The sequence below is a fragment of the Edaphocola flava genome (assembly GCF_004118155.1).
GTDB lineage: Bacteria > Bacteroidota > Bacteroidia > Chitinophagales > Chitinophagaceae > Edaphocola > Edaphocola flava.
In genome coordinates, this window is the sequence record NZ_SAIQ01000001.1 from 937,248 (window position 1) to 963,510 (window position 26,263).

Here is a 26,263-nt window from a genome sequence, read left to right on the forward strand (position 1 = left end):
AAATGCCCATCTTAAAACCGGCATAAAAACGCTTGCTCCGGCACCCAATAGTATAATCATACAAGCATACCCCAAACCTGCATTCTTCATTCGGCACTAGCGAGAATAAGATGCCACACCCTACTGGGGTATGACATTGTATTGCCTTATAAACCCCATATTTTTTAAAACCCTATTATTTATGACAACTTATCAAAAACTAACCGGTAAAGTGACCATTACCGGTGGAAAACCGGCCAGTCAAAATCCATCCGGCCTGTTATTACAAGCCTACATCAGTACCACACCTGAACACCAGCTGTGGCTGGGATCTGCCCGTGTAGCCGCAGACGGCAACTTTACGCTGCTGGCCAACACAGATAGCACGGCCTCAGACAACATGGTTATCTATGTCTACAACAATGAAACATTGATCAAGCAATTTTCTCTGGAAGGCATCAAAGAAGACCTGGAAATCGAAATTACAGCAACAGAATATGATACAGCCGTACCGGATGATGTGATGGGCAAAGAACATGCCGATTATTTTGTGATCCGCGGCTCTGTATTACTGGGTACTGCAGGTGTTGCTGCCGTACCACTGGATACCAATAACTGGCAACTGGTATTGCAGAAAGCTCTGTTCCGTGAAAGTATTGCCATTGCAGGTACACAGATCGATTCGTTTGGCAATTTCGAGTTCAAAATTCCGTATCGACTGTTGTATGAAAGCACAACTGCCAAAGAGTTCAATGCAATCCCTAAACTGCAGATTGCACTGGAGCGCAATGAGATTACCGGTCCGGTTGCACTGTCTTCATGGATCGACCTGGATGTACAGGAGCAGTTTGTAACGGTGACAATGGATACACCAAGTCAGTATAGTGATTTCTACAGAGAGTACGATTACACAACACAGGTAATCGTAGAAGTTTCTGGATTTGGTGAAGCAGTCTTCAATGGCTTCGTTACAGAAGGCGAACAACCTGAAATAAACCTGCTGAAAGCCACAACTGGTATAGACCCGGTAAATGTGGGCAACCGAATTGCAGCAGCCAAACTGACCAGTAGTTATAGTCTTAATGCAGAACTGATGTATGCATTGATCCGTAAAGGATACCCAACAATGGAAGCTATCGCTACACTGAACGCTGAAAGCATTTTGGCTATTGTTCAGGAAGCGAAAGATCAATGGGTCATCAACAATGAAACTTCGACAAGCACACTGTTAGAGAAAATTGACCTGGCCCGCGTGAATATGGCTACAGAAGAGCTTACCTCTGAAGGTGTAAGCCTGAGAACCCTGTTACTGGCCATGGTGAATGATGCTGATGTGGTAGCAGCATTCCTGAAAATGTACCTGAACAATGATTCGGAGGACATGCCCGCATTCTGGACTGCTGTTGCTGCCAATAGTAGTATTGGCACAACCAATGCCAAACGATTCCAGGATGGCCTGCAGGTAATGGCTGTAGTAGGTATGCAACCCGAGATGATCAAGGACATTATGGGAAAAGATCTGCCCGCTGATGTAAGCGAATACCTGAAACAAACTCCTGGCGCCTGGCTTGAGGAAATCAACTACGTATGTAATACCAATCTGAAGCTCTGTGTACCTGATGGTATCCGTAATGGTGTATCTCAGGAAGACTATACCAATATTGAGGTGAAGCAAGCCTACAGTGAAAAAATCTACAGTATCGTTTCCGAATTATACACGGTAAGCCGCATTAAAGATATGCTGACTACCGATACCGCTTTCATCGCAAAGTTTGAGAAAGCCACCGAGATTAAGGCTTTCCTGAATGCTAATCCTGAATTTGATTTCAGAATCAGCCGCATCTGGGATGTAGCACCGGAGGTAGATGCAGATACCCGTAAAGAACTACAGGGATTACAAAATATGAGCCGACTGGCCTCTGGTAAACCTGATGTATTACAGAAACTGATCACTGCGGGTTTCCGTTCTTCCAATGCAATTGTGGCAGAGGGAAAAGATTCCTTTGTGACTAAGCTCTCGGGTGAACAACCGGAACAATATGCTGGCATAGCCAAAGAAATCTATGATAAAGCAAAACTGGTTGATGCCCATATCAAACAATCTTATGTACAGCTGCTGCCGGGCAACTTTGCAGAAAGAGTAACTACCAATTGGGAAGCCTCTATGTGGACCAACGAGGCGCAACCTGGCTCTGAATACAGTTATCCTGATCTGGAGTCATTATTTGGCGACATGGACTTCTGTGCCTGCTCCGACTGCTCTTCTATGTACAGTCCATCAGCTTATTTTACCGATGTCTTCAACTTCATTAAGACCAAAGTAATGAGCAATGCCGGAGAAGAACTGGTGCGTCGCAGACCGGATCTGAAACACATCGATCTGAGCTGTAAGAATGCCAATACGCTCATGCCCTACATCGACCTGGTGAATGAGCTCCTGGAACTGCAGATCCTGAAAGACATTTCTAAACAAAATGGACAGGATCAAAACATGTTTGTTCCCGATTCTTTCCAGACAACGGCTACCGCTGAGGAGCTGGCTGCTTATCCGGAACACACCTATAATGTACTGGAAACCATTAATGGCAAAACACATAAAATACCGACCGCATACCACAACTACGTAAAAGTATATGATGATCGTCTGAACAAGGCTATCTTCCCAAATACCTTACCGTTCAACCTGGCCACAGATGAGAGCCGTGTGTTTCTGAAGCACCTTGGCCATGCCCGTAAAGACCTGATGCAATTGTTCAAGTCTACTACGTTCGATACTGCATGGAATAATACAGAGGTGAATGCCTATACTGCTGCTGCAGAGGTACTGGAAATCAACAGTCAGGTTGCCGATATCATTACTAAAAACGTTTCGAATGATATCTGGAAATACTACGGATTTGCTGCCGAAAATACCTGGTATGATACCTTGCGTACAGACCTTGAAACCCTGCTGCACAATATCCAGGTGGAATACAAGACCTTCCTGGAAATGCTCACTACCGACTTCCTGAACCCTGTTGTACCAGCCATTGATGGTCGTGCATTTGCCATTACAGCAAAAGATCCGGATCCGTCAAAAGCAGGTACTTGTAAGATCGAAGAACTGATGCTGGTGTTTAATGTTACTCCTGGTGATAATACAACACAAATTAAAGACAAGAAGGTAGCTTTCTTCGACAAGCTACACCGATTTGTACGCCTGATGAATGCTACAAAATGGACCGTTTATCAGCTAGACACAGTTTTGCGCAGCCTGGATGCAGAAGATATCGCAGCCGCTGAACTTATCTATGTCGCACTGACCAAACAATGGTCTGAACAATACTCCCTGGCTCCGGAATACCTCTGTGCTTTATGGAGTGGTATTGATACAGTGCGATATATGAATATGGATAATGAGACGCAACCGGAATATCCGTCTGCATATGATCGTTTATTCCGTAATAAAGGGGTTACGAATCCTACAGATCCGAACTTTGAAGATCACGGTGCGATCTCAGGAACGATCCAGGATAACCTGGGTACGATTATTGCCGCATTTAATACCACCGAAGAGGATATTACAATGGCGATCGGCAGCAATCTGAATGTGAACACCACGCTGGAATTGCTCAGCCGTATACAGCAGCAAGTGTTATTGTATCGCTTAACGGGTTATGAATCCCTGAAGGAATTATACTACAACCTGCAGCTAACCTTCAACCTGTCGTTTGATGATACTACTCCTGCAGCTGCCATTGCATCGTTCCGCAGATTCCGCGAAGCAAAAGCATTTGCCGATAAATGTGTCCTGAAAACAGACGAACTGCAATTCCTCCTGCAGCACCGCGACAGTGGCAATAAATTTATCGTAGATGATGCCGGCATACAAGCATTCTACGAGCAGTTGAGAACAGAGCTGAAACAGGTGCTGGGCGATGGCAAACTTACCGGCAACACAGATGAGGTACTGGCCATGAAAGATCGTCTGGAAAAACTAACGATTCAGAAATTTACCGCTGCATTTGCCACAGACCTGGATTATACCAAAGCATTGTTATCCGGTTTGATTGTACCACTGACCAGTACAAAAACATTGCTGGAGATACTGGTATCTGATGAATTTATCAACAGTACAATAGCCATCACAGCCACAGACTTTATTTCCGGGCTCATCACTTTTGATGAACTGTACAGAACGTATCACTTATGTTCCAAGGCAGCATTGATCACTTCAAAACTGCTGTTAGGCTCTAAGTTGTCTATCCTGTTACAGCAGGCCCATGCACCATTGGGAGTATTCAATATCAATGATCTTCCGGTAGCCACGTTCCAGACAGGACAAGATCTTGTTGATGGATTTACCAATCTCAATAACTGGATTGAGCTGAGAGATACCTTGCGTCTGACCGACACACAGCTGATCGGCATCCTGAAGGAGATTACCACCGGTGTGGACAATAGCCAGCTGTTACAGACACTGGTCAACACCATGCTGTGGAGTGCCGATGACCTGGTATACTTACTGGGCGAAGGTATCACCAACAAAGGTGTGCTGAAATATACCTTCTCTCCGGCAGTAGCCAATACCCATGATTACCGCAAAGCCAGTCTACTCCTGCAGGTCGATAAGATCATGCGCGCCATCAAAAAAACAGGTCTTTCTGCAAGAGCGTTACATGCAAGCTTATTACCACAGATCATTACGGAACAATCCGTTGCGGTGCGTAAAGCTGCGAAAGCCAAATATGAAATTACAGAATGGTATAGCGTCGTAAAACCATTGCAGGATGTATTAAGAAGAAGTCAGCGCGACGCGCTGGTAGCTTATCTGCTGGTAAATCCGGAGATTATCTTGAAAGACAGTACAATGAAACTGAAGAATGAAAACGACTTGTTTACATATCTTCTGATTGATGTGGAAATGGAATCCTGCATGAAGACTTCGCGTCTGAAACTGGGTATCAGCAGCCTGCAATTATTCATGGATCGTGCAATCCTGAACCTGGAGCAGTATTATAAAATTATACGCGATCCGAATACCGGTCTCATTACAAGCAGTACTATTGAGCCTATCAACCTTACGGAAGATAATATAAGCCAATGGCAGTCCTGGAGAAAATGGTATCGCATCTGGGAAGCAAACCGTAAGATCTTCATGTATCCGGAGAACTGGATCGAACCGGAACTGCGCGATAAGAAAACCGGTTTATTCAAAGAACTGGAATCACACCTGTTACAGGATGAGGTAACGGATGCGCGTGTAGAAGAAGGATTCCGTACTTACCTGGACGGGTTGAATGAAATCGCCCGACTGGAGCCGGTTTCCGCTTACCACCAGACCAGTTACGGAAAAGATATCCTGCACGTATTCGGCCGCACGGACAGCGATCCGCAACGTTACTATTACCGTAACCGTGAGGATAATGAATGGTCTGAATGGCAGCGAGTATCTGTTGATATCAAGAGCCAGCATGTGGTACCCGTAATGTGGAACAATAAGATGTACCTGTTCTGGCTGACTTTCCAGAAGAAAAAACCAAGTACCAGCAGCAGTACCAATACGACTACTGGGGAAACTGTGGGTAATGGCAAACCAAGCATGGACAGCAAAGCAGAACGATTCGCCGATCCTAAAAAAGCCAGAGAATTTGCTTACACCGGAAATAACTGGACAGAGTTAATGACCAATCCTTATGCCAATGCAGGCACTGCAATCATGAATGATACGGACAACGACCGTTACAGCATCTGGAACATTACCCTTAACTGGAGCCAATTCCAGGACGGCAAATGGTTAAGCCACGACCTGAGCAAGGATATTATGGACATCGATCTCGCGAAAATCCAGATCAACGGCAATGCAAAGTCGAGTATTACAGATAATGCACAGGCTGCTGATATTATTTACAAACTGACCAATAATGGTTCCATTACGATTGAAGAATTCTTCCGTAAAAGAATCTTCCTGTTCACACCGTTCGATCTGACACAGGATACAGAAGATGGTATAGCGTTCAACCTGTTGTTCGCACCAGGATTGAATGAGGTAGGAACTGGCCTGCATACTTTCCTGTGGAAAGGAGATAACAGCCGTGACCCGTTTGTATTAAGAGACAGCGATCGCGGACACAGCATGCTGGCTCCAAGCGGTACGCGTTTCAATAATATGAAATTTGTACAGGACAAGGCACAAGGTGCAGGATTCAAGAAAGATGCTGCATATAGTCATAATAACTCCGGCTACTTTACGTATTCGTACCTGACTTATTACCCTAACCAGGCATCTGTAAAAGTATACGGTTCTCCGGTACAGATCCTGAAACAGTCGCCAACACCGTTCCGTTTAACGGCTTGTGCCGCTACGACGACAGATACGATGTTTGACCCGGTAAATAAACGCTTCTTCTATGAAGATGAAAACAATACCTTCCTGGTTGAAGATACATCCGGTACACTCACCGCCTACTTCGATCCGAAACTGATCAATGCGGGCAAGTACATTTCTCTGGATAACGTAACGCGCTTCTCTGCTGCGAATTTCTCTGCTACGGCAACCAAGTCTGGTGCGATCAGCAATACACCAGTACTGGGTCAAAGCAAGACAGCAGAAAAGGGTTATAAATTCCAGACCTTCTATCATGCTCAGGCTCCGAAACTTACGGCAGCACTGAATAGAGGTGGTATTAATAATCTGTTGACCCTGGCCAACCAAAGCCAGTCAGATACGATGAACTTCGTTTCAAAATATGCGCCAACGGCTAAGGTAACGAGTCCGTATCCGAAGAATAATATGCAGTTCGATTTCTCCGATCCGTTCAGCATGTATAACTGGGAACTGTTCTTCCATGCACCGATGCTGATTGCACAACAACTGAGCAATAACCAACAGTTTGCTGAAGCACAGAAATGGTATCATTATATCTTCAACCCGACCAGTACCACCGGAAATGGCGTGCAGCGCTACTGGAAATTCCAGAAGTTCTATGAGATTGCCGGCACACCGATCCAGACGATAAATGATCTGCTGATCAGCATCCATAACAATAACCCGGATGCAGTGGCACAGGTAAAAAAATGGGAGAAAGACCCGTTCAATCCACACCTGATCGCCCGTATGCGTATACTGGCATACATGAAAAATGTGCTGATGAAATACCTGGATAACCTTATTGCCTGGGCAGATAATCTCTTCAAAAGAGATACCATCGAATCCATCAACGAGGCTACACAACTATACATTTTAGCAGCCAACCTGCTGGGTGAACGTCCGAGACAAATTCCTGCAAGAGTTAAACGTACCGATCTCACTTTCGAAGAGCTAGCTGATGAAGGACTGGATGCATTATCCAATGCGATGGTTGCTATCGAATCATTCCTGGCACCTAACCAAGCTCCGGGTGTAAACATCTACCAGACCGATGCAGAGAAAGGTGAAGAGCGCAAAGAGGAGGGCAGTATTGCAGTAGAAACCTTCTACTTCTGTCTGCCGAAAAATGACAAGCTGTTGTCTTACTGGGATACTCTGGCCGATCGCTTATTTAAGATCCGCAACTGTATGAACATTGACGGTGTTACACGCCAGCTGGCCCTTTATGAGCCACCGATCGATCCGGCATTAATGGTGCGCGCCAAAGCTATGGGTCTGAGTACAGAAAGCCTGCTGAATGATATATACGGAAAAGGCAGACCATTCTACCGTTTCAGCTATATGGTACAAAAAACCAATGAGCTGCTGGGTGATGTAAAATCACTGGGAGGTTCTATGCTGAGTGCCCTGGAGAAGAAAGATGCAGAAGCCTTGTCGTTATTACGCTCCGGCCAGGAATACGACCTGCTGGAAAAAGTAAAAGAGATCAAGACGCAACAGATCGCAGAAGCGACCAGCAACCTGGAAAACCTGCGCCTGGCGAAGAGCAATACGCAGATCCGCTACGACTTCTACAGCTCCAGACCGTTTATGAATGCCAATGAACAGAAACATCTGGACAAAATGCAGTCTGCGATGACTTACCAGATCGTACAAGGCATTTTGCAAACTGTTGCTGGTGCTGTCGCTGGTGTACCAACCTTCCATCTGCAAATACCAGGTGCAGGTACAAGTTATGGAGGCCTTCACCTTTCTAACGTTATGCAGGCAGCAAGTACCGCAATTGGTATAAAAGTAGCAGTGGATAACAGTAAAGGCTCTATGGCTGCCACAACCGGTGGTTATGAGCGCAGGAGAGATGACTGGCAAATGCAGGCTGCAACAGCAGCGAAAGAACTGCAGCAACTGGATCAACAAATACTTGCATCAGAAATCCGACTGGATATCGCGAATAAAGAACTGCGCAACCATGAGTTGCAGATGGATCACAACATCGCTGTAGACAACTACATGCGCAGCAAGTTTACCAATGTTGATCTGTACAGCTGGATGATTGCACAATTAGCTACGACCTACTTCCAGAGCTATCAGATGGCTTATGACCTGGCTAAACAGGCTGATGTATGCTTCCAGAGCGAATTACCGGCAGGTAAATACCCAACCGGAGGTTTCATCAAGTATGGTTACTGGGATAGTCTGAAAAAAGGTTTACTGAGCGGAGAGAAATTACAGATGGACCTGCGTAAAATGGAACTGGCGTATATGGAGTCTAACGAACGCGAACTGGAACTGACCAAACATGTATCCATGGCGATGTTCAGCCCTGCATCCATTATACAACTGCGCCAGTCTGGCAACTGCACCATTGATATTCCAGAGGTATTGTTCGACCTGGATTACCCGGGCCATTATATGCGCCGCATTAAATCGGTAAGCATTTCTGTGCCTTGTGTAGCTGGTCCATACACGACCATCAGCTGTGAATTGCGACAAGTGAATAGCAAATACCGCAAGTCTGCCAGTACCGCAGGCAACTATACCGATTCGGATAAATATGTATCCACTACATCTAATAGTGTAGTAGCGACCAGCAGTGCGCAAAATGACAGTGGTGTATTTGAACTGAACTTCAGAGATGAGCGTTACCTGCCGTTTGAAGGAACCGGTGCTATTTCGGAATGGAGCATTACCTTCCCGGATACTTATCGTCAGTTCGACTACGATACCATTAATGATATCATCCTGCATATCAAGTACACAGCCCGTTCCGGTGGTGAAACCTTGAAAACCAAAGCAGAGGAAAATATCAGTACAACACTTGCGGCTATTTCATCAGACATCATGTTACACCGCTATTTCAGTGCCCGTCACGAGTTCAGCAATAACTGGTTTGCCTATGCCAAAAACTTTGAACACAACAGCTATGCCCGTTTGCAGATGAGTATGACACAAGACAACTTCCCGTTCTTTACCAAGGGTAAAACCATTACGGTAAAACAGATCAGGATGAGTATGAACGGCAAGTCCAATCTAACGGATGACTATACTGTAGGCATTACCTACACCTCAGCAAACGGTTATAAAACGGTAAGCAAAACATTCGATAGCGACAATAAATACACCAATACATTTGGTTTGGGTGCAAACCCGATTGTCTTCGCGAACAATGCCAAACTATTGCAGATTGCTGTAACAGACAGTGATGGCAATCCTGTTAATGCAGCTGACTTACTGGACGATCTGTATGTAGTACTGGATTACACCATTGCCTCACCAGGACCGGATACTGAAGAGGACGATGTAGCGCAAATTGATATTCCTACAGCAAATCAAGTTGCCTGGTGGAAAGCAGATGATGCACTAAACACGGTCGTTACCGATCAGAAAGTAACTATGCTAAAAGACAAGAGTGACCAAAACATCAATATGATTCCATATAGCGGTGTCAATACCCCTACTTTAGTGAGCAGAAACGGGATCAAAGCACTCGAATTTATCAACAGTGCCCTTTATAATACAAGCAACCCTAATATCATTTCCGGATATGATTCATTTACCATTTTCATGGTCGGTAGTACCTCGCTTATTCGTGGTTCATATGGTATAGGTTCTAATAACTGGAGCATTGCTGTGCTGCCTGTTTTATTCTCAACATTATTCAGTCAGAATGCCATTGAGCGGGTAGACCTGCACCAGACTGCATCAGAATTAATGATTACCAGCCTGGAGCAAACACTGGGTATGGCCACGATAAAGACATACAATACTAACGGTGGCATGGATCAATCAACAACTGTCAGCAATGGCTATTTAAGAGACACTGACAATATTGGCTTTGCCTTAGGAACCGATGCCAAAATAGATGTGCCTTACAACGGTGACTTCTATGAAGCCCTTGTCTATGACCGCGTACTGACAGAACAGGAAATCCAATCTGTACTGAGTTACCTGAAATCAAAGTACCCATTCCTTAACGCATAAACCTGATGTAACCATGAAAAATACAGATCAGCAATACAATAATCAAGAACAAACCAGGAGCCAGGCCGCAAAGGCCTCGCCCCTGGAACAATACAGCGTCCAACCAAAACAGGACGAGGACCGCAGTCCTTATTACAAAAGCGCTGCGCCCGCTATCGCCCTCCCCAAAGGGGGAGGCGCGATCAGGGGGATAGATGAGAAGTTTACGGTCAATGCCGTGAACGGAACAGCTTCAGTAGAAATCCCTCTGCCCCTTACAGGGGGCAGAGGAGGTTTCTCTCCTGCCTTATCGATCAGCTACAGCAGTGGCGGTGGTAATGGTATCTGCGGACTGGGATGGAACCTGGGCCTGCCTTCTATTCAACGTAAAACAGACAAGCGTTTGCCGGAATATGACGACGCACATGAAAGTGACGTATTCCTGCTGGCCGGTGCCGAGGATTTGATTCCGGAACTGGATGCACAGGCAAATCGCCTGATCTCCACAGAAGGGATCTATACGGTAAAAAAATATCGTCCGCGCATCGAAGGTTTATTTGCCCGCATCGAGCAGATCAGCCAGGGACAACAAGTGTGGTGGCGCGTCACTACAAAAGACAATATCACTACTTATTACGGACTCAATGCTGCAAGCCGGATCGCCGATCCAGCTGATGCTACACGTATCTTCCAATGGCTGCCTGATATGGTAGTAGACCATAAAGGAAATGTGCAGCAGTTTGTATATGTTGCAGAGAACCTGGATAATGTTCCGGATCATGTATTCGAGCGCAATCGACTGAACGGAACCGCAGCCTGTACCAATACATACCTGAAAACGGTCCGTTATAGCAACCGTACTCCTTATTTCATTGCAGAAGCCGACACCTGGAAACCAACACTACCGGACACAGAATGGTTGATGGAAGCCGTCATAGACTACGGTGACCACTCCGGCGAAAATCTGGTCCCTGATCAGAACTGGGCGTGCAGAAAGGATGCCAGTTCTGGTTTCCACGCAGGTTTTGAGATCCGCACCTGGCGCAAGATTCAGCGTGTGTTGATGTTCCACCGTTTTGAAGATTTAAACGATGGTGCAGCAACGCTGGTCCGCAGCCTGGAACTGCAGTATAAAAGTGATACCCAAACTACCGCAGAAACGCTGGAAGCAGACTTCATTACAGCAGCCCTATCAAAGGGATACAAGTTGGATGGCAGTGGCAACTATATTTTCAAAGCCTTACCGGCCATGACTATGGAATATAGTCCGTTGGTATGGGATACTACTATTCATAAAGTCGATGCAGCATCTTTCCGTGGTGCACCACAGGGCTTAACGGGTCCTTATCAGTGGACCGATCTGGAGGGAGAAGGCATCAGCGGTATCCTGAGCGAGCAGGAGGGTAACTGGTACTATAAACATAACCTGGGTAACGGACAATTTGCCGCACCCAAACAAGTAGCGGAAAAGCCTAATTTCTCCGGCCTGGGCAATGGTTTGCAGTGGCAGGATCTGGATGCAGACGGCCGCAGACAATTAGTGGATGCACAGCTGGCCAAAGGCTACTGGCAGCTGGACGGACCAGATGCCTATACCGAATACAAAAGCAAATGGGAGCCTTTCCGCACGTTTGAAAAAAATATCAATATTGACTGGAATAGCCCATTCACCAAAATGCTGGACCTGAATGGTGATGGCCGTGCCGATGTGCTGATCACCGAAGACCGCGCCTGGACCTGGTGGGAGAATGAAGGCAAGACCGGTTTTGATTTTGGAGGAAACAGTCCGGTATATACCGATGAAGAAAAAGGACCTTCTTTACTGTTGCGCGATGCAGTGCAGAGCATCTTTCTGGCCGATATGAATGGCGATGGTATGACCGACCTGGTGCGTGTGCGCAATGGTGAAGTCTGCTACTGGCCTAATATGGGCTATGGTCGTTTCGGAGCAAAAGTGAGCATGAGCAATGCACCGCTTATGGCGGAAACAGACCTCTTCAACCCGCTCTACATCAGCCTTTCGGACATTAGTGGCACGGGAGCTGCCGATATTATTTATACCGATGGCTACAACTGTACCGCCTGGATCAACCATTGTGGTAACGCCTTCTCCGAAGCAGTAGAGATCAATCCGCTGCCGGCAACCGATGCATTCAGCAAACTGGCGGTGATGGATTTTCTGGGCACGGGAACAGCCTGCCTGGTATGGAGTTCTCCATTGCCTAAATATGCCGATGCTCCTATACAGTATATCGACCTGATGGCAGGCATTAAGCCACACTTACTCGTACAGTACCATAACGGTACCGGTAAAACCGTAAGTGTATCTTACAAAACCTCTACCCAGTATTACCTGCAGGACAAACAGGAGGGGCTGAAATGGGCTACCCGTTTGCCTTTCCCGGTGCATTGTATCGATACGGTTACGACTTATGATGTTGTGAGCGATACTCGTTTTGCCCAAAGCTATCGTTATCGTCATGGTTATTACGACCATGAAGAGCGTGAGTTCCGCGGCTTTGGATATGTAGAAACGGTGGATATCGAAACGGTAGATCATACCGAAGGCAGCATGGACCAGGAACCCGTACTGACCAAAAGTTGGTACCATACCGGGGCCTGGCTGCGCGGTGATGCCATTCACCAGGAATTTGCCAAAGAATATTTAGCATTCGAAGGCTGGGATACCCCTTTTGCAGATGGTCAATCAAGACCCATTATTACAATGCCGCAGGGTATGGATGCTTTGCAGCAAAGAGAAGCCTGTCGCGCATTGAAAGGCAGTCCGCTGAGACAGGAAGTATATGCCTTACCCCAAAATGAATTACCGCACATTTATACGGTGACAGCATTTGCCTATGCCGTAAAACAGGTACAGCCAGCACCGGTTAATGCCAACTGGCACGCACCCATACATGCCTCCTTTATGAGTTTGCAGGAACAGCAGATCGCCTTCAGTTGTGAAGGAAATATGGAAGATCCGCGCATCATGCATCAGCTGACTTTATCAACAGATGCGTATGGCAATCCGAAAGAGCAGGTACAGATCGCCTATGCCCGTAAGCATAGTGATACCAGTCTGCCGACAATCGTACAGCAGGAGCAGGCAAAGCTCCACATCACTTACAGTACCAATACTTTTACCGAAGATGCCATCACGCCACAGCATTATCGCCTGCGGGTGCCATATGAACAGAAGGCCTATGAAGTGCGCATCGCTGCTCCGGTAAATGAGCCCCTGTATAGCATCTCCGGGCTAAAAGCAGCAATCGCTGATACAACTGAAATCGATTACAGTCAAAGCAGTACATTGGGTACGCGCAGACTGCTGAGCCATGGAAAAACAAAATTCCTGGGTAATGATACCACTACGGTATTGGCTTTTGGAGCGCTGGATACCCTGGGCTTAGGATATGAAAGTTACCAGAAAGCTATTACGGACACTACCCTGGCCTATGCCTATGACAGCCGGGTCAATGATACCATGCTGGAAGAAGGCGGATATGTGGATATGGATGGTGCCTGGTGGATTCCCTCCGGAACGGCAACATATGATCTGCCACAACAGCATTTCTACACACCAACCACTTTTACTGATCCCTGGGATAATGTGACCGTAGTGGAATTCTGGGACAATGATCGCATGCTGCCTAAGAAGGTGACCGATGCGATAGGCAACAGCAGTGAAGTGCTGCGCTACAACTGGTATACCTTGCAGCCAGAGCGGATGAAAGATGCCAACAATAATATCAGTGAAGTGCTGTACGATGCTCTGGGTATGGCCGTGGCTATGGCCGTTAAAGGTAAAGACGAGGGTACTGAAGGAGATACGCTGAGTGGCCTGGACATTGATAGCGTTACCGATCTGGCTAACCAGCAAACCTTCTGGAGCAACCCGGACAGCATTGCAGAGGAACTCTTACAGGATGCTACCTGGCGTTGTATCTATGATATGAACAGCCTTCCGGTGCGTGTAGGCATGATTGCCTGCACAGAGCACACATACGGAACGGCCGTTAATACGCCGGAACTATTGATCCGACTGAGTTACAGCGATGGCTTCGGCAGATTAATTATGCACAAAGCGATTGCCGATGTGGCACAGGATCAAGACTGGATCGGAACTGGAAGAACGGTGTATAACAATAAGGGCAATGCGATTATGCAGTACGAGCCCTACTTCAGCGATACCCATCTCTGCGATACAACAGAACAGGCTGAAGCACAGGGTGTAAGTGCAAAAGTATTTTATGATCCGGTAGGTCGTGTGCGCGAAACGCAGGTGCCGGATGGTACCTTTAGCCGTACCCGATGGACCGCCTGGGAGCAGGAGTTATGGGATGCAAATGATACCGTGCTGGAAAGTGACTGGTATACAGCCCGCATTGGTGGTACCTTAGGTACTGCTGAACAGGAAGCCGCTACAAAAGCAGCCGCACATGCCAACACACCAACCATCGTTCATACTGACTCTTTAGCCCGTGGTTTCTTTTCCATACAGCAAAGCGATGCGACAACCTTTATTGAAAGTTATGAGGTGTTGGATATACAGGGACAAAGGATTTCGATGTTCGATGGCCGCGGATTGCAGCCTTTACAATACCGTTATAATATGCTGCAGGCACCTTGCCACCAGGAAAGTATCGACAGTGGCACGGCCTACACCTTATTGGACGTAGCCGGACAGCCGCTCTACGCCTGGGATGCAGAGGATCGCAAAACCTATATGACTTATGATGTACTGCGCCGCCCATTAGCGCGTTACCTGACGATTGGTCTTACAACCACTAAACCCGAATACTGGATTTATGGTGAAGAGCAAACCGACGATACCGCACTGAACCTGCGCGGACAAGTGTATGAGCACTTTGATGCCAGTGGCAAACAACAGGCGGTGCAATACGATTTTAAAGGCGCTCCGCTGGAAAGCACACAACGATTACTCAGCAGTGCGACCATCACAGAAGTAGACTGGGACAATGCTCCGGCTTTAAGTACCGAAGTATTTACGGCCACCATACAATATGATGCACTGGGCAGAGCGGCTAAAACTACCGACCCGGGCGGGCATGAACATCATTACATTTTTGCACGCAGTGGGGCTTTACAGCAAGTGAAGCTTGACGGAACGATTTATGTTCAGGAGATCGTACATGATGCCAAAGGACAAAGGCAGGCCATCTGGTATGGTAATGGTACCAAGACTTCGTATACCAACGACCCCTTTACTTATAGTCTGCGTCGCCTGCTTACAGTGAAGCTCAGCACCAACGACATTTTGCAGGACCTGAATTATATCTATGATCCTTCGGGCAATATTACCCGTATTACCGATGCGGCACAACAAACGTTGTTCTTCGACAATACGGTGGTGAGCCCCGATCAGGTCTTTACCTACGATGCACTGTATCGCCTCATCCAAGCGGAGGGGCGTGAACAGAAAGGCACTAATGACTTTGAGGTAACGGATAATTTCACCGACACCTCCTGGAAGGTGGCCCATAAAGGAGATGGTGCAGGGGTACAAAGGTATACGCAATACTATACCTACGACGAGGTGGGCAATATTCTTGAACTGCAGCATAGTGCCGGCACGGCGAGCTATACCCGCACTTATACCTACAGCAATAGCCATAACCGATTACTGAGTACTACGGTGGGTAGCGATACCTACACCTATGCACATGATGTACGGGGCAATATGAGTGCCTTACCGCATATGAATAACATGGCCTGGAACCATCATAACGAACTGGCTTCGGTGGTGAAAGGTACAGACACTACTTATTACCAGTATGGTGGTGGTCAGCGTATCCGCAAGCATACCATAAAAGGTACGATTGCAGAGGAGCGGATTTATTTGGGTGATTATGAAATCTACCGTAAATTCGACAATAGTTCTTTGATTTGTGAAAGAGAGACCCTGCATGTAAGCGATGACAGCGGACGCATTGCGATGCTCGAAAACCGGACTTACGGCACGGCTGCTGACGATAATAATACCACAGCTACCCTGACCCGATATGTGTACAGCAATCACCTGCAATCGGCATCTTTAGAGTTGGACGAGGATGCCAATATCATCAGCTATGAGGAATATCATCCTTATGGTACTACATCTTACCAGGCCGTAAATGCCAGTATTAATGCCGTAGCCAAACGCTACCGCTACACCGGCAAAGAACGGGATGAGGAAAGTGGCTTGTACTATCATGGTGCACGCTATTATATTCCCTGGTTATGCCGATGGACAGCGGTAGATCCTCTGGAGGTTAAGTTTGCGGGTATGAGCCCATATAACTATGCTTTTAATAACCCGGTGATGTGGAATGACTTGAGTGGGGCGAGTCCGGGGAGTGATAAAGATGAAATATTCATGGGAGGTGTAGGAGAGACTGTTGATGTTATTGATACAAGAATGCGTGAAGGTCAAAAGAAAACTTTAACCTACTCCACAACAATCTCTGGGCCCGGCGGACAAGCAGCCACATTCACGTCTTCAACCAATTTTTATTTCCACATTCAGGATGACAAGAATGCAAGTGGTTGGTATGCAGAGGACGACTACATCAATATGATGGCTAACCCAATGGTTGGATTAATTCATGCTGCAGTAGGTGATGAAAAACGATATATTTTTGGATTTGGGGTTGGAAATAATGAAGCACTTGCTAAAGCCGATGATGCTGCATTACAATTCTTAAAATCTAATAAAGGTTTAATTTCACCTGACTTTTACGATCTTTTACAAAATAAATCAGGAGAATTAGCCAGTAATTTCAGTCTTAAAAATTCTGGAAGTGGGGTAGTTTATCTTTCTGATAGTCCACTTGATATAATCGGGCCGGGAATTTTGAAAGCTGCAGGAAAGGCAAGTATTTCGATGGTAGAAATGCTAGGAGCATTAACAAAATCCGAAATTTCCGCATTTAATATTTCTGTCTTTAATCTAACGCGTCAAATGACAACACAGATGACGTCTGAAATGCTGGAAGGATCATTAGCAAAAATGGCTACTGCTATTGATGAAATTGCAGGATCAAGTCGTAATGCCGTCACTAGGGCGGTCGGAGCGAATTCATTACAAGTAGAAGCCAGATGGATTAATCATGATGTATGGAATAAATTAACAAAATTGGGATTACAGGATAAATTTAAATCTGCTATGGATAAAGGGTTTGCACCAACGAGAGAAGGGGGAAGCGGAATTATCCGATTAACCACTGGGGAAAAAATCGAGCATGCAGGAAACCTTTATGAATACAAGATTAAAATATTAGGAAAAGGTGTAAGTCATTATAGATTATACGGAAGGCTAGATAATAACGGTGCTCTTGTTTTTGATTACTTACTAAATAAATAAATATGAACTTATTAGAAATCGAGAATCAATTTTCTACATCATGCAACATTGATAAAATAAAAGATGATTTAACTCAATCCTTTTTTCGTCTCATTCATAATGAAGAAAACATTGAAATTAAAAATGAAATTGATGAATATGCGAAAGGTAATGATTTGGTTCTGATCTTTTCTGGCATAAGTTTACACATATTAAATCACAACAAAAGGGCCCCATACTTCTTTGCTAGATTAGATATTAGTACAAACTCATTGAACAACCCATTTGCATGGTATGATATTGAATATGGGGTACAGGGTGAGTTTTTAGATGATTATTTAGATTTTTATTGATTAGATTGTTTCCATTTTGGAAAGTAGTGTATAAGCTTTCTTATTTTTACTAAAATATTTCATATCTAGCAAATACTAGAATATATTGATATCAAAATAATTACTACAAAAGGCAGCCCTAAGGCTGCCTTTTGTAGTTCTAACTTAAATAATAGCCTCTGATGAGATCAAATAAAACTAAGTGTCACAGATTTATGGGCGAACAATAAAAACCGTTGGTCTCGTATTTGGAACAACTATGAAACCTTCCGTAAATTCGATACTCTCTTAGCACGCGCAGGGGGTGCACGCCAGTTGGGCCTTTAAATCAAGTGTAATGGGTGAAGTATTTGAAAGTGCAGCATATGGTATTGAAAATACATTTTGGCAACATTATCTCAACAATAAAAAGTAATTAACATGAATTGGGAAAAGATTTTTATAAGAATTTTAAATGGAGAGCAGGACATCCCCTCACCATACAGTAAAGATGGAATATTAAAAACACTCTTTGTTATAGTAGATAAAGAAACAAATTTAGGCTATCTTTTAATTTGGTGTTCAGTTACACATAAAGCAGTTCAGCTATCTCGAATGAAAGTTCCCCAAAACACAAAGCTAAATTCTGTATATTCTGATGAAATAAAGAAAATGGATGTAATAAACTATGAATTACAGGATATAGGAGTTTTTACATCTGAGATGGAGGCTAATATGAGAAGGTAGTATTATAACTTTAAGTATGACTCTATTATTTTAAATTACGCATCCGATACCGGGGGTTCTTTTTCTAAAATATTTTCCTTTTCCTAAAGCCTCGACATGTCCTGGCGTAGGCGGGCCGTTTCTTTGCTATATAAACACAGACACCCTATAAACCCTGAAACACCGAACCTACATCTTTTCTATTTTTCAGGGTTAAGCACTGCACTCCTTTATTTGATACTATTCTATCAAAATTTCTAAATCTACCGTAAATTCGATACTTCGACAGCATCAAGACTGTCTAGTTCTTTGACACCATCGACAAGCTCAGTGCAGGTTTGTGAAAAAGAGACCCTGCATATAAGCGATGACAGCGGACGCATTGTGATGCTCGAAAACCGGACATATGGTACGGCTGCTAATGATAATAACACCGCAGCTACCCTGACCCGTTATGTATACAGCAATCACCTGCAATCTGCGTCACTGGAATTAGATGAAAATGCAGCTATCATTAGTTACGAGGAAATCAAGCCCGCGCAGATTCGCCAATTCCAAAATGAAAAATAAAAAATAGATTGGCAATATCATCCTTATGGCACCACATCTTACCAGGCGGTTAATGCCAGCATTAATGCCGTGGCCAAGCGTTACCGCTATACCGGCAAAGAAAGAGATGAGGAAAGCGGCTTGTACTATCATGGTGCGCGCTATTATATTCCCTGGTTGTGCCGATGGACGGCTGTAGATCCGATGGAGGCTAAATATACGGGTATGAGCCCTTACAACTATGCCTTTAATAACCCGGCGATGTTTAATGATCCGAGTGGAATGGAGGGTGAAGGATTTAAACAATCCAATCCAATTAATCTTGATGAAGTTTCCATTATCGGACGACATCCAGTTCATGATAAAATTTAGAGTTTACAAAGTGAAATTACTGGTCATTTGATTAATGCTGGCATCAATCTTGCTACAACAAAAACACAGTTTTCTCCCACAGCTACCGTCCTAGCAATTTTAATGCCTTCTCCTGGAGAAAATGCAGCAGCGGATTATTTACAAGGTGTAAAATCAAGAGCATCTGAATACGCTGATATACTAAGCGCGCTTGCAGGTTTAGCAGACAAACTAATAGAGGCAAGCGGAGCCGAAATTAGTCCTGCTAAGCCTCCAGAACATTCTAATTTGGACCCAGTGGGTCAAGCAATGCAATTCTATGCACAACTCCAGATCGTTAACGCTCTTGCAAAAAATATTGAAGACTTTACAGCTGATGTAAAAGCTGCTTCACATGGGGACAATACCGCAAAAGGAAAATTAGGTTTAGACGTGCTAATCACCGTACTTACAGAAGCAGTGGGCGCATATGCAAAAGCGACACGGGCGGTTAGACTAGGAGAGGAAATACGTGCACCTCAAGGATTCAAAAGTCCGTATCCTGAAAAATGGCAGAGGTCAACATTTAGTACTACTCAAGGTTCAGAGTTCATTGATGATGCAATTAGGACTACAGAACAACCACTATCCTCCAGTGTGACAAGTAGAATAAAACGAAAAGCTGCATATGAAACATATAGTCCTCATTGGGTTGAAGCCAATCTAAATGATGCTCTAAGTCAATTCGCCCCAGGAGTAGGTGGCATTATTTCGGCAGACGGAGTAAAAACCAGATTTTTGAATCGTAATACAAACATAGAAGTAATTTTTGACAATGAGAATAGTTATTTCAGAATCTATGATCACAATAAAAATCAATACATAAATATGAATGGGCGTGTCCCCTCGACCAATAAACTTAGTGGTAAAGCAGCAAAAAATTATATACAGTCACAAACCCATTTCAAAAATGTTAGAAAATGAAAAGACAATATTTAATCTTTGTTCCAGACAAAAATCTAAATGAAACAAACACCGAGTATGCAGATATTATTAATTGGGGCTTTGAACATATAGGTCACTCTAATGTTTTTGCACTGAATGAAGAAGAGGCGTATATATTACAAAATGAGACCCCTATATTGGATTATATTAACGACAATAATGAAAGTATGATTCAAGTCGGAGAAGATAGCTGGATCGACTCTATTGAGGTAAAAAATATCGTATATAATGAAGTGAAAGATTATTATTCCAAACTTAAGGACGGACAAATAAAAGACATGGTCTCAAAAATTTTATCCATACTAAATATTTCCATACAGACTGGGCGGAATATGTACTTTTTTTGGTAATCTTAAAAATCTCACTAAAGGAATTGATCTTCAGACTTATTATTTTAATTTCAACACTTCTCTGACGGCGAGATAAGTATATCAAAAAATTCTGAAACGCGAACCTGCGATATGTAGCTTTTGAGGGTTATCTACTTATTAATTTGGCATTGATTCTATCATACTCTGAACCAATCCATTATAAATTCAATAATCGAGCATTATACTTTATTTATTCTGCACGCGTAGGGGTTCGCGCGCAAGTGAGGTTTTGAATGATTAACAAACGTATGTGCAACAGAATAGGAACTATACTTTTTAATAGATAGCAAAATCCAGATCTTATAAAAGCAGTTAATAAACAAATTCAAAGATTAAAGCAAGTATATTTTAATTGAAAATTCTATCCTTTATTTGGAAGATAAAAACTATAAAATATGTCAATAGCCTTAACGATAAAAATTAAAAACAATCCAGAAATCAACATTCCCATTGCAACAGAATTATTCTTTGATCGTTGTTGGATTAAAGTCGCAAAGAAGAATAATCTTCAACTTATTTTATCAATGCAGTCTGGCTATATATTTGATCAATCATCAATTAAACCCATTTTAGAAGAACTAACTCAAATGACTAAAAGTATCAATATAGAAGAATTAGAAACTCAAGATTTTAATTTCTTAAAGGAAAGACTGGCTTTTATAGTTAATAAGATTAGTCAAGTTTTAGCACAAGAAGAGGGCTCTTTTATTGGTTATGTTGGCTAAGAAGTAAAATTGCTCTATAAATTGGCACACAAAGTTCGTGCGCCAGTTTATATGTTTTATAAATATTGTCGATATTTACTTTTAAGGCATAAACATTAACTAAAGAAAGAAATCCAGTAACGTGTATTTCAGTTCTCCTACGAGCTTAAAATTGCATTCTATAGATTAGGATAAGCCAAGCAATTGAAAACAATAAATTCAATAAAGTATACTATGTATCTTTCAGCATTTCTAAAACGCTAAATTATGGAATCCAAAATATACGGAGCCATGAAGAAAATCTTTTTTGTTGCCGATGAAGATACAGCATTGGCGATACGGATTATTTCAAGATATCTCAAAAAGTACCTTAACTACAATACTATTGAAGATATTATCAATGCGATCAATAACTACTATTCGAAAATGCAATCTGATTCAAATGAATCAGGAAATGATTTTTTTGATTTGTATTTTCATCATGATCATCCTTTTTTGGTAGCTTGCAGAATCCATTACCATAACAATCAAACACTACAAGATCAATATTCAGATTTGTTAAAATGGCTTAGAGATATAAATTGGTTTAATGTGCCAGATAATGCTCAAACTGATTATCAAATTTGGTTTGATGAAGAAAGCAAAAAATAAATTTCATTAAAAAAAATTCCAATTCCCCCGGTATCTTCCTTCCGATACCGGGGGCTCTTTTTTAAAAAATATTTTCTCCTTTTCTCAAAGCCTGAACGTATCTTGGCGTAGACTGGTTGTTTCATTATTAAACCTTATAATTAATCTACAGTAAATTCGACAATAGTACATTATATTTTAGTCTATTTACACACGCAGGGCTCCCCGCGCCAGCAGGGGAGTACAAAAGGGCACTTACAGAAAGGACAAGGACTTTAAATACCTACAGAGATTTATTGAAAGGAAATAAAGGACAATTAAATGAAATGGACAGAAGTACTATTTTCGAACAAATTGCAGATTTAACAAATAGATACTGGCCTTCAATGGAAAGGGTTAAACTATGATTATTCACAAAATAAAGTTTTAAAATGATAGAAAATAAAATATTAAAAAAAATAAAACTGGAATATCCAGAATTTTTATTTAAAGAAAATGGCCTGATATTAAATATGAATAGCTTGCTAACTACCATTTTTGAAAAGGGAGGGCCTATTGATATTAAAGAAGCCATGAAATTTTTCGATTTTGTCAATTCATTTAATACCGGAGATAAAGAAATCTATGATATTATAGAAGTTGGTTTTCTAGAATTGCTTACTGACAATATTGAACGGCAAAAATTAGGTTTCGAGAATTTAAAGCTTGATTTATTAGAAAGATTTAATAGACTCTTTGACCATAAATTCATTAGATTATATGGAAATCAATAATTTTTTTTGTCAATTTTGATATTAAGTAAAATCATTAAGTCCTCAATTTTCTCATTAAAAATGGTTTAATAAAGAAAAAAATAATTTGTCATTAAAAGAGCCTCCGCCATCTCATGATACCGGGGGTTCTTTTCTAAAATACTTTTCCATTTCACATAGCCAGTAAATAGACGGGCTACCTCATTGCTGCACTTTCAAATCTAATCTACCGTAAATTCGATACTCGACAGGCTAAGCACTGTCAAGTTCTTTGACACCTTCGAAAAAATTAGCATCAATGCCGTAGCCAAACGCTACCGCTATACCGGTAAGTAGCGCGATGAGGAAAGCGGCTTGTACTATCATTGTGCGCTATTACATTCCCTGGTTGTGTAAATGGACAGCGGCAGATCCTCTGGAGGCTAAGTTTGCGGGTATGAGCCCATATAACTATGCTTTTAATAACCCGGTGATGTGGAATGATTTGAATGGGAAGGCTCCGGAGGATGGAGATACTCCAAAAATATTTTTCACACCTGCTCCCTTACCTGCCGATAGAAGCGATAATACTAACTATAATCCAGGACCTAATCCTAGTGATTATAAAAAGCCAACAATATCATCTGATTTTTAAAAAAATAGACGAACTACAATTTCAACCACAATACCTGCTGATCGATCGGAACTCCCCAATATTATACCATAAGAAAAGTGCGTCAGAGGGAAAAGCAATCGTAGAAAAAAATAAGGAGTAAGCAAAAGCGCAAGCTGCAGCTGATACCTACAGACAAAATCAAACATATCTTTCTGGTGCAGCATCATTGACACCAGGGGACATAAGAAGGCGAAATCAGGCAAAATTTGATGCATGGTATAAGAATGAGATGGCGCAAAGGGCAACACAAGATCCTTATGGACACGGTCTTGCTTCAAGTGTTGGTGTACAAGGAGGAATGGCTCTTGTTGTTCCAGGGTATGGAGCTTCTTTAGGAGTACTTCAAACATATTCTGGAATAAAGAATGACAATAAGGTGGATATTGGTTTAGGTTTATTAAATCTTTCAATTTCAACTTATGGGGCTTATAGAAGTGCTAGTAATTATCTAAAATCAAATCCTATAAAAAGCACGAAGGTGGAACTTATGGGGGGGCTAATCCGAATTTAGCAGATGGCGTGATTAATTTTGATTTGGAGGCGAATATTGGAATTCGAGATGGTGTGGCTAATTTTTCTAAACATTTTGCCCCAGAAAGTATTGATGCCGTTCAAGTTAATAATCCAAGAGCTGAATTTTTAACTGAAATTAATACATCATTAAGACTTGGTGCAGTCGTAAGTATAAGAGGAACATATAGCAATCCCTTTTTCAGAAAAATATGGACATGAAAGGCTGACGGCTTAAGTGGATATACTGTGATAAGTACTACAGAAAATGTTCCAAATTTAGGATATATGCATACTGGAGGACAAAAGCCTGTTACTGGTGTAATAAATCAGATTATTTTACAAAAAAATTAATTATGAAATTGGTATTTGAAAAAAACATTGACGAATTGGATACTTTTGAATCCTTCTTTGGACAAATTGAAAAGAACAAAAGCAACTTAATAATTCCATATTTAAACTTAGGGATTAGCAATCATGAGTTAAATCCAAGTAAAAAGATTCAATACATTGATTATGCTTATATTATAGCCCAAGAGTTGCTTTTTTTTAAAATAGATCAAATTGTAGTAGTCAATAAGCTTAACGATAAGTATAACTACAAAGAGTCAGTATTTTTAGGAGGTGAATCTTTAATTGAAAATCAAAAAGTGTATGATATTGAGTTACAAGCAAAACATATATTTTTGCAAATCAATGAAAATTATCAGATCCGCGAAGAGCCTTGGCTGCCAGTGGATACACCTAAATATCCCAAAAATATGGACTTCGACAAAGTAGATCAATTTATCTATAACAGAAGCATACCTGAGAATGTAAAAAAGTATTTGTTATAATGACATATTATATAAACTGAGTCTCCGCTTTTAGGAAACAAAGGAAAAAAGAGTACATTCCCTGTATATTATATAGTAAAGTAGGGGATAAAAAATAAGAGAGGGCATTTAAGCCCTCTCTTTTACTATATAGTTTATGAAGTATTTAGAGACATTTAATGATTTTAGCCATATATGTCCCCCGGTTGATTATAATAAAAAGGCTAGGGATAAAAAGGTTATGGCCGAATTTGAAAGAGAAAGAGAATAAGCAGATTATATAAATAAAGCGATTTAAGCTAATAAACTTTTAGATTACATTGATAAGAAATATGTGTTAATTACCTTGACTTATCAATATAAATTTACAGAAGTATCAATGTTATCTATTTAGGAAAGTTCAAATATATCCACTTTCCAATGAGCAATTATGAGCTTTTGTTACGAAGCTACGCACATGGAAATAGAGATTATAATATTGACATCTTATTTAAAGGAGTTTATAGTTTGAATATAATTACAAGCTATAAAGGTTTAACTATATCTGCCATTCCTAATAGGATAACTATGTTGTTTTGAATTCTTCAGAAGAGTACATTTTCAAATTAACCAGTCTAGACAGAATAAGTACTTATATAAATGCTGCGGCTTTTGGTGTATTTCATAATAAGCAACAATTTAGAGAAACAAGCGTAGGGGGATTTTATGTAGTCAGAACATAATAAACAACAGTATTTGTCAGAATATGATGAAAAGGTCATTGATGTATTCATCAGAAAATAGCTAGTATATATTATACCCCCGGCATCTCCCTATACCGGGGTTCTTTTTTAAAAAATGCACTTATAATCAATATACCCTAAATTCGATACTTTGATAGGCTCAGTAATGTATATAGTTCTTTCGACTTTATCTCTTAGCACGCGCAAAGGCGCGCGCGCCAGTCGGGGGCGCTATCAGTTATCACGATTTTGACAAGATTCGGGGATACGCTTTTAAGCAATTCTCAACATTTGAATCTTCTTTTAAATACGCAACCGACTATATAATAAAATCGAAAGGCAAAATACTATTTAATTTAACAGGTGTTGATGTTAAATTCGCAATGACTATGCCTAAAAATGTTAGTTTATATGAGCAAGTCTATAATGGTAAAAGTCTGTGGGAATTGGGTAAAATTACGGAGTGGGAATTTAGCAGAATTAGTCAAAATCCTGAATTGCTAAAAAGAACATATTTCATATTGAAAAATGTGAACATACCATTTAAATCTTT

At 42.1% G+C, this 26,263-nt stretch carries 15 protein-coding genes; all 15 read left to right on the forward strand.

Annotated features, from left to right (window positions below; genetic code table 11):
* Window positions 1-181: 181 nt before the first annotated feature.
* Entirely contained in the window at window positions 182-10,309 is a 10,128-nt protein-coding gene (locus tag EMP01_RS04010) for a Tc toxin subunit A-related protein (RefSeq protein WP_161971215.1), read from the forward strand.
* A 13-nt stretch (window positions 10,310-10,322) separates the two neighbouring features.
* Entirely contained in the window at window positions 10,323-17,651 is a 7,329-nt protein-coding gene (locus EMP01_RS04015) for a SpvB/TcaC N-terminal domain-containing protein (RefSeq protein ID WP_129020188.1), read from the forward strand.
* 2 nt (window positions 17,652-17,653) lie between these two features.
* On the forward strand, window positions 17,654-17,983 hold the full coding sequence (locus EMP01_RS04020) for a hypothetical protein (RefSeq protein ID WP_129020189.1): 330 nt from the start codon (window positions 17,654-17,656) through the stop codon (window positions 17,981-17,983).
* A gap of 399 nt (window positions 17,984-18,382) precedes the next feature.
* Window positions 18,383-18,688, forward strand: coding sequence for a hypothetical protein (locus tag EMP01_RS04025; RefSeq protein WP_129020190.1), 306 nt, complete (start codon window positions 18,383-18,385; stop codon window positions 18,686-18,688).
* Window positions 18,689-18,976: 288 nt separating this feature from the next.
* The gene (locus EMP01_RS04030) at window positions 18,977-19,237 is read left to right on the forward strand and encodes a hypothetical protein (protein WP_129020191.1); all 261 of its coding nucleotides are present in this window, start codon (window positions 18,977-18,979) and stop codon (window positions 19,235-19,237) included.
* Window positions 19,238-19,240: 3 nt separating this feature from the next.
* Entirely contained in the window at window positions 19,241-19,588 is a 348-nt protein-coding gene (locus EMP01_RS04035) for an RHS repeat-associated core domain-containing protein (protein WP_129020192.1), read from the forward strand.
* A gap of 27 nt (window positions 19,589-19,615) precedes the next feature.
* A complete protein-coding gene (locus EMP01_RS04040) occupies window positions 19,616-20,530 on the forward strand; it encodes a hypothetical protein (protein WP_129020193.1) in 915 nt (304 codons plus the stop codon).
* Window positions 20,527-20,901: a hypothetical protein gene (locus EMP01_RS04045; protein ID WP_129020194.1), complete on the forward strand. Its 375-nt coding sequence runs from the start codon at window positions 20,527-20,529 to the stop codon at window positions 20,899-20,901. Before EMP01_RS04040 ends, EMP01_RS04045 begins: the two co-directional genes overlap by 4 nt.
* Window positions 20,902-21,317: 416 nt before the next feature.
* Window positions 21,318-21,647, forward strand: coding sequence for a hypothetical protein (locus EMP01_RS04050; RefSeq protein ID WP_129020195.1), 330 nt, complete (start codon window positions 21,318-21,320; stop codon window positions 21,645-21,647).
* A gap of 270 nt (window positions 21,648-21,917) precedes the next feature.
* Complete coding sequence (locus tag EMP01_RS04055; protein ID WP_129020196.1) at window positions 21,918-22,277, forward strand: hypothetical protein; 360 nt, start codon at window positions 21,918-21,920, stop codon at window positions 22,275-22,277.
* A gap of 410 nt (window positions 22,278-22,687) precedes the next feature.
* Window positions 22,688-23,029 (forward strand): hypothetical protein, encoded by a 342-nt coding sequence (locus EMP01_RS04060; protein ID WP_129020197.1) that lies wholly within the window; start codon window positions 22,688-22,690, stop codon window positions 23,027-23,029.
* 319 nt (window positions 23,030-23,348) lie between these two features.
* Window positions 23,349-23,642: an RHS repeat-associated core domain-containing protein gene (locus EMP01_RS04065; protein ID WP_129020198.1), complete on the forward strand. Its 294-nt coding sequence runs from the start codon at window positions 23,349-23,351 to the stop codon at window positions 23,640-23,642.
* A 187-nt stretch (window positions 23,643-23,829) separates the two neighbouring features.
* Window positions 23,830-24,174, forward strand: a complete 345-nt coding sequence (locus EMP01_RS04070; protein WP_129020199.1) for a hypothetical protein — start codon at window positions 23,830-23,832, stop codon at window positions 24,172-24,174.
* A gap of 23 nt (window positions 24,175-24,197) precedes the next feature.
* Entirely contained in the window at window positions 24,198-24,395 is a 198-nt protein-coding gene (locus EMP01_RS15670) for a hypothetical protein (RefSeq protein WP_237559466.1), read from the forward strand.
* A 134-nt stretch (window positions 24,396-24,529) separates the two neighbouring features.
* On the forward strand, window positions 24,530-25,009 hold the full coding sequence (locus EMP01_RS04075) for a hypothetical protein (protein WP_129020200.1): 480 nt from the start codon (window positions 24,530-24,532) through the stop codon (window positions 25,007-25,009).
* The last annotated feature ends 1,254 nt before the right edge of the window (window positions 25,010-26,263 follow it).

Bases quoted from the DNA above. Each gene is read 5' to 3' on its own strand.
- EMP01_RS04010 (WP_161971215.1), top strand. From the start codon at position 182: ATGACAACTTATCAAAAACTAACCGGTAAAGTGACCATTACCGGTGGA.
- EMP01_RS04015 (WP_129020188.1), top strand. From the start codon at position 10,323: ATGAAAAATACAGATCAGCAATACAATAATCAAGAACAAACCAGGAGC.
- EMP01_RS04020 (WP_129020189.1), top strand. From the start codon at position 17,654: ATGAACTTATTAGAAATCGAGAATCAATTTTCTACATCATGCAACATT.
- EMP01_RS04025 (WP_129020190.1), top strand. From the start codon at position 18,383: ATGAATTGGGAAAAGATTTTTATAAGAATTTTAAATGGAGAGCAGGAC.
- EMP01_RS04045 (WP_129020194.1), top strand. From the start codon at position 20,527: ATGAAAAGACAATATTTAATCTTTGTTCCAGACAAAAATCTAAATGAA.
- EMP01_RS04050 (WP_129020195.1), top strand. From the start codon at position 21,318: ATGTCAATAGCCTTAACGATAAAAATTAAAAACAATCCAGAAATCAAC.
- EMP01_RS04055 (WP_129020196.1), top strand. From the start codon at position 21,918: ATGAAGAAAATCTTTTTTGTTGCCGATGAAGATACAGCATTGGCGATA.
- EMP01_RS04060 (WP_129020197.1), top strand. From the start codon at position 22,688: ATGATAGAAAATAAAATATTAAAAAAAATAAAACTGGAATATCCAGAA.
- EMP01_RS04065 (WP_129020198.1), top strand. From the start codon at position 23,349: ATGAGGAAAGCGGCTTGTACTATCATTGTGCGCTATTACATTCCCTGG.
- EMP01_RS04075 (WP_129020200.1), top strand. From the start codon at position 24,530: ATGAAATTGGTATTTGAAAAAAACATTGACGAATTGGATACTTTTGAA.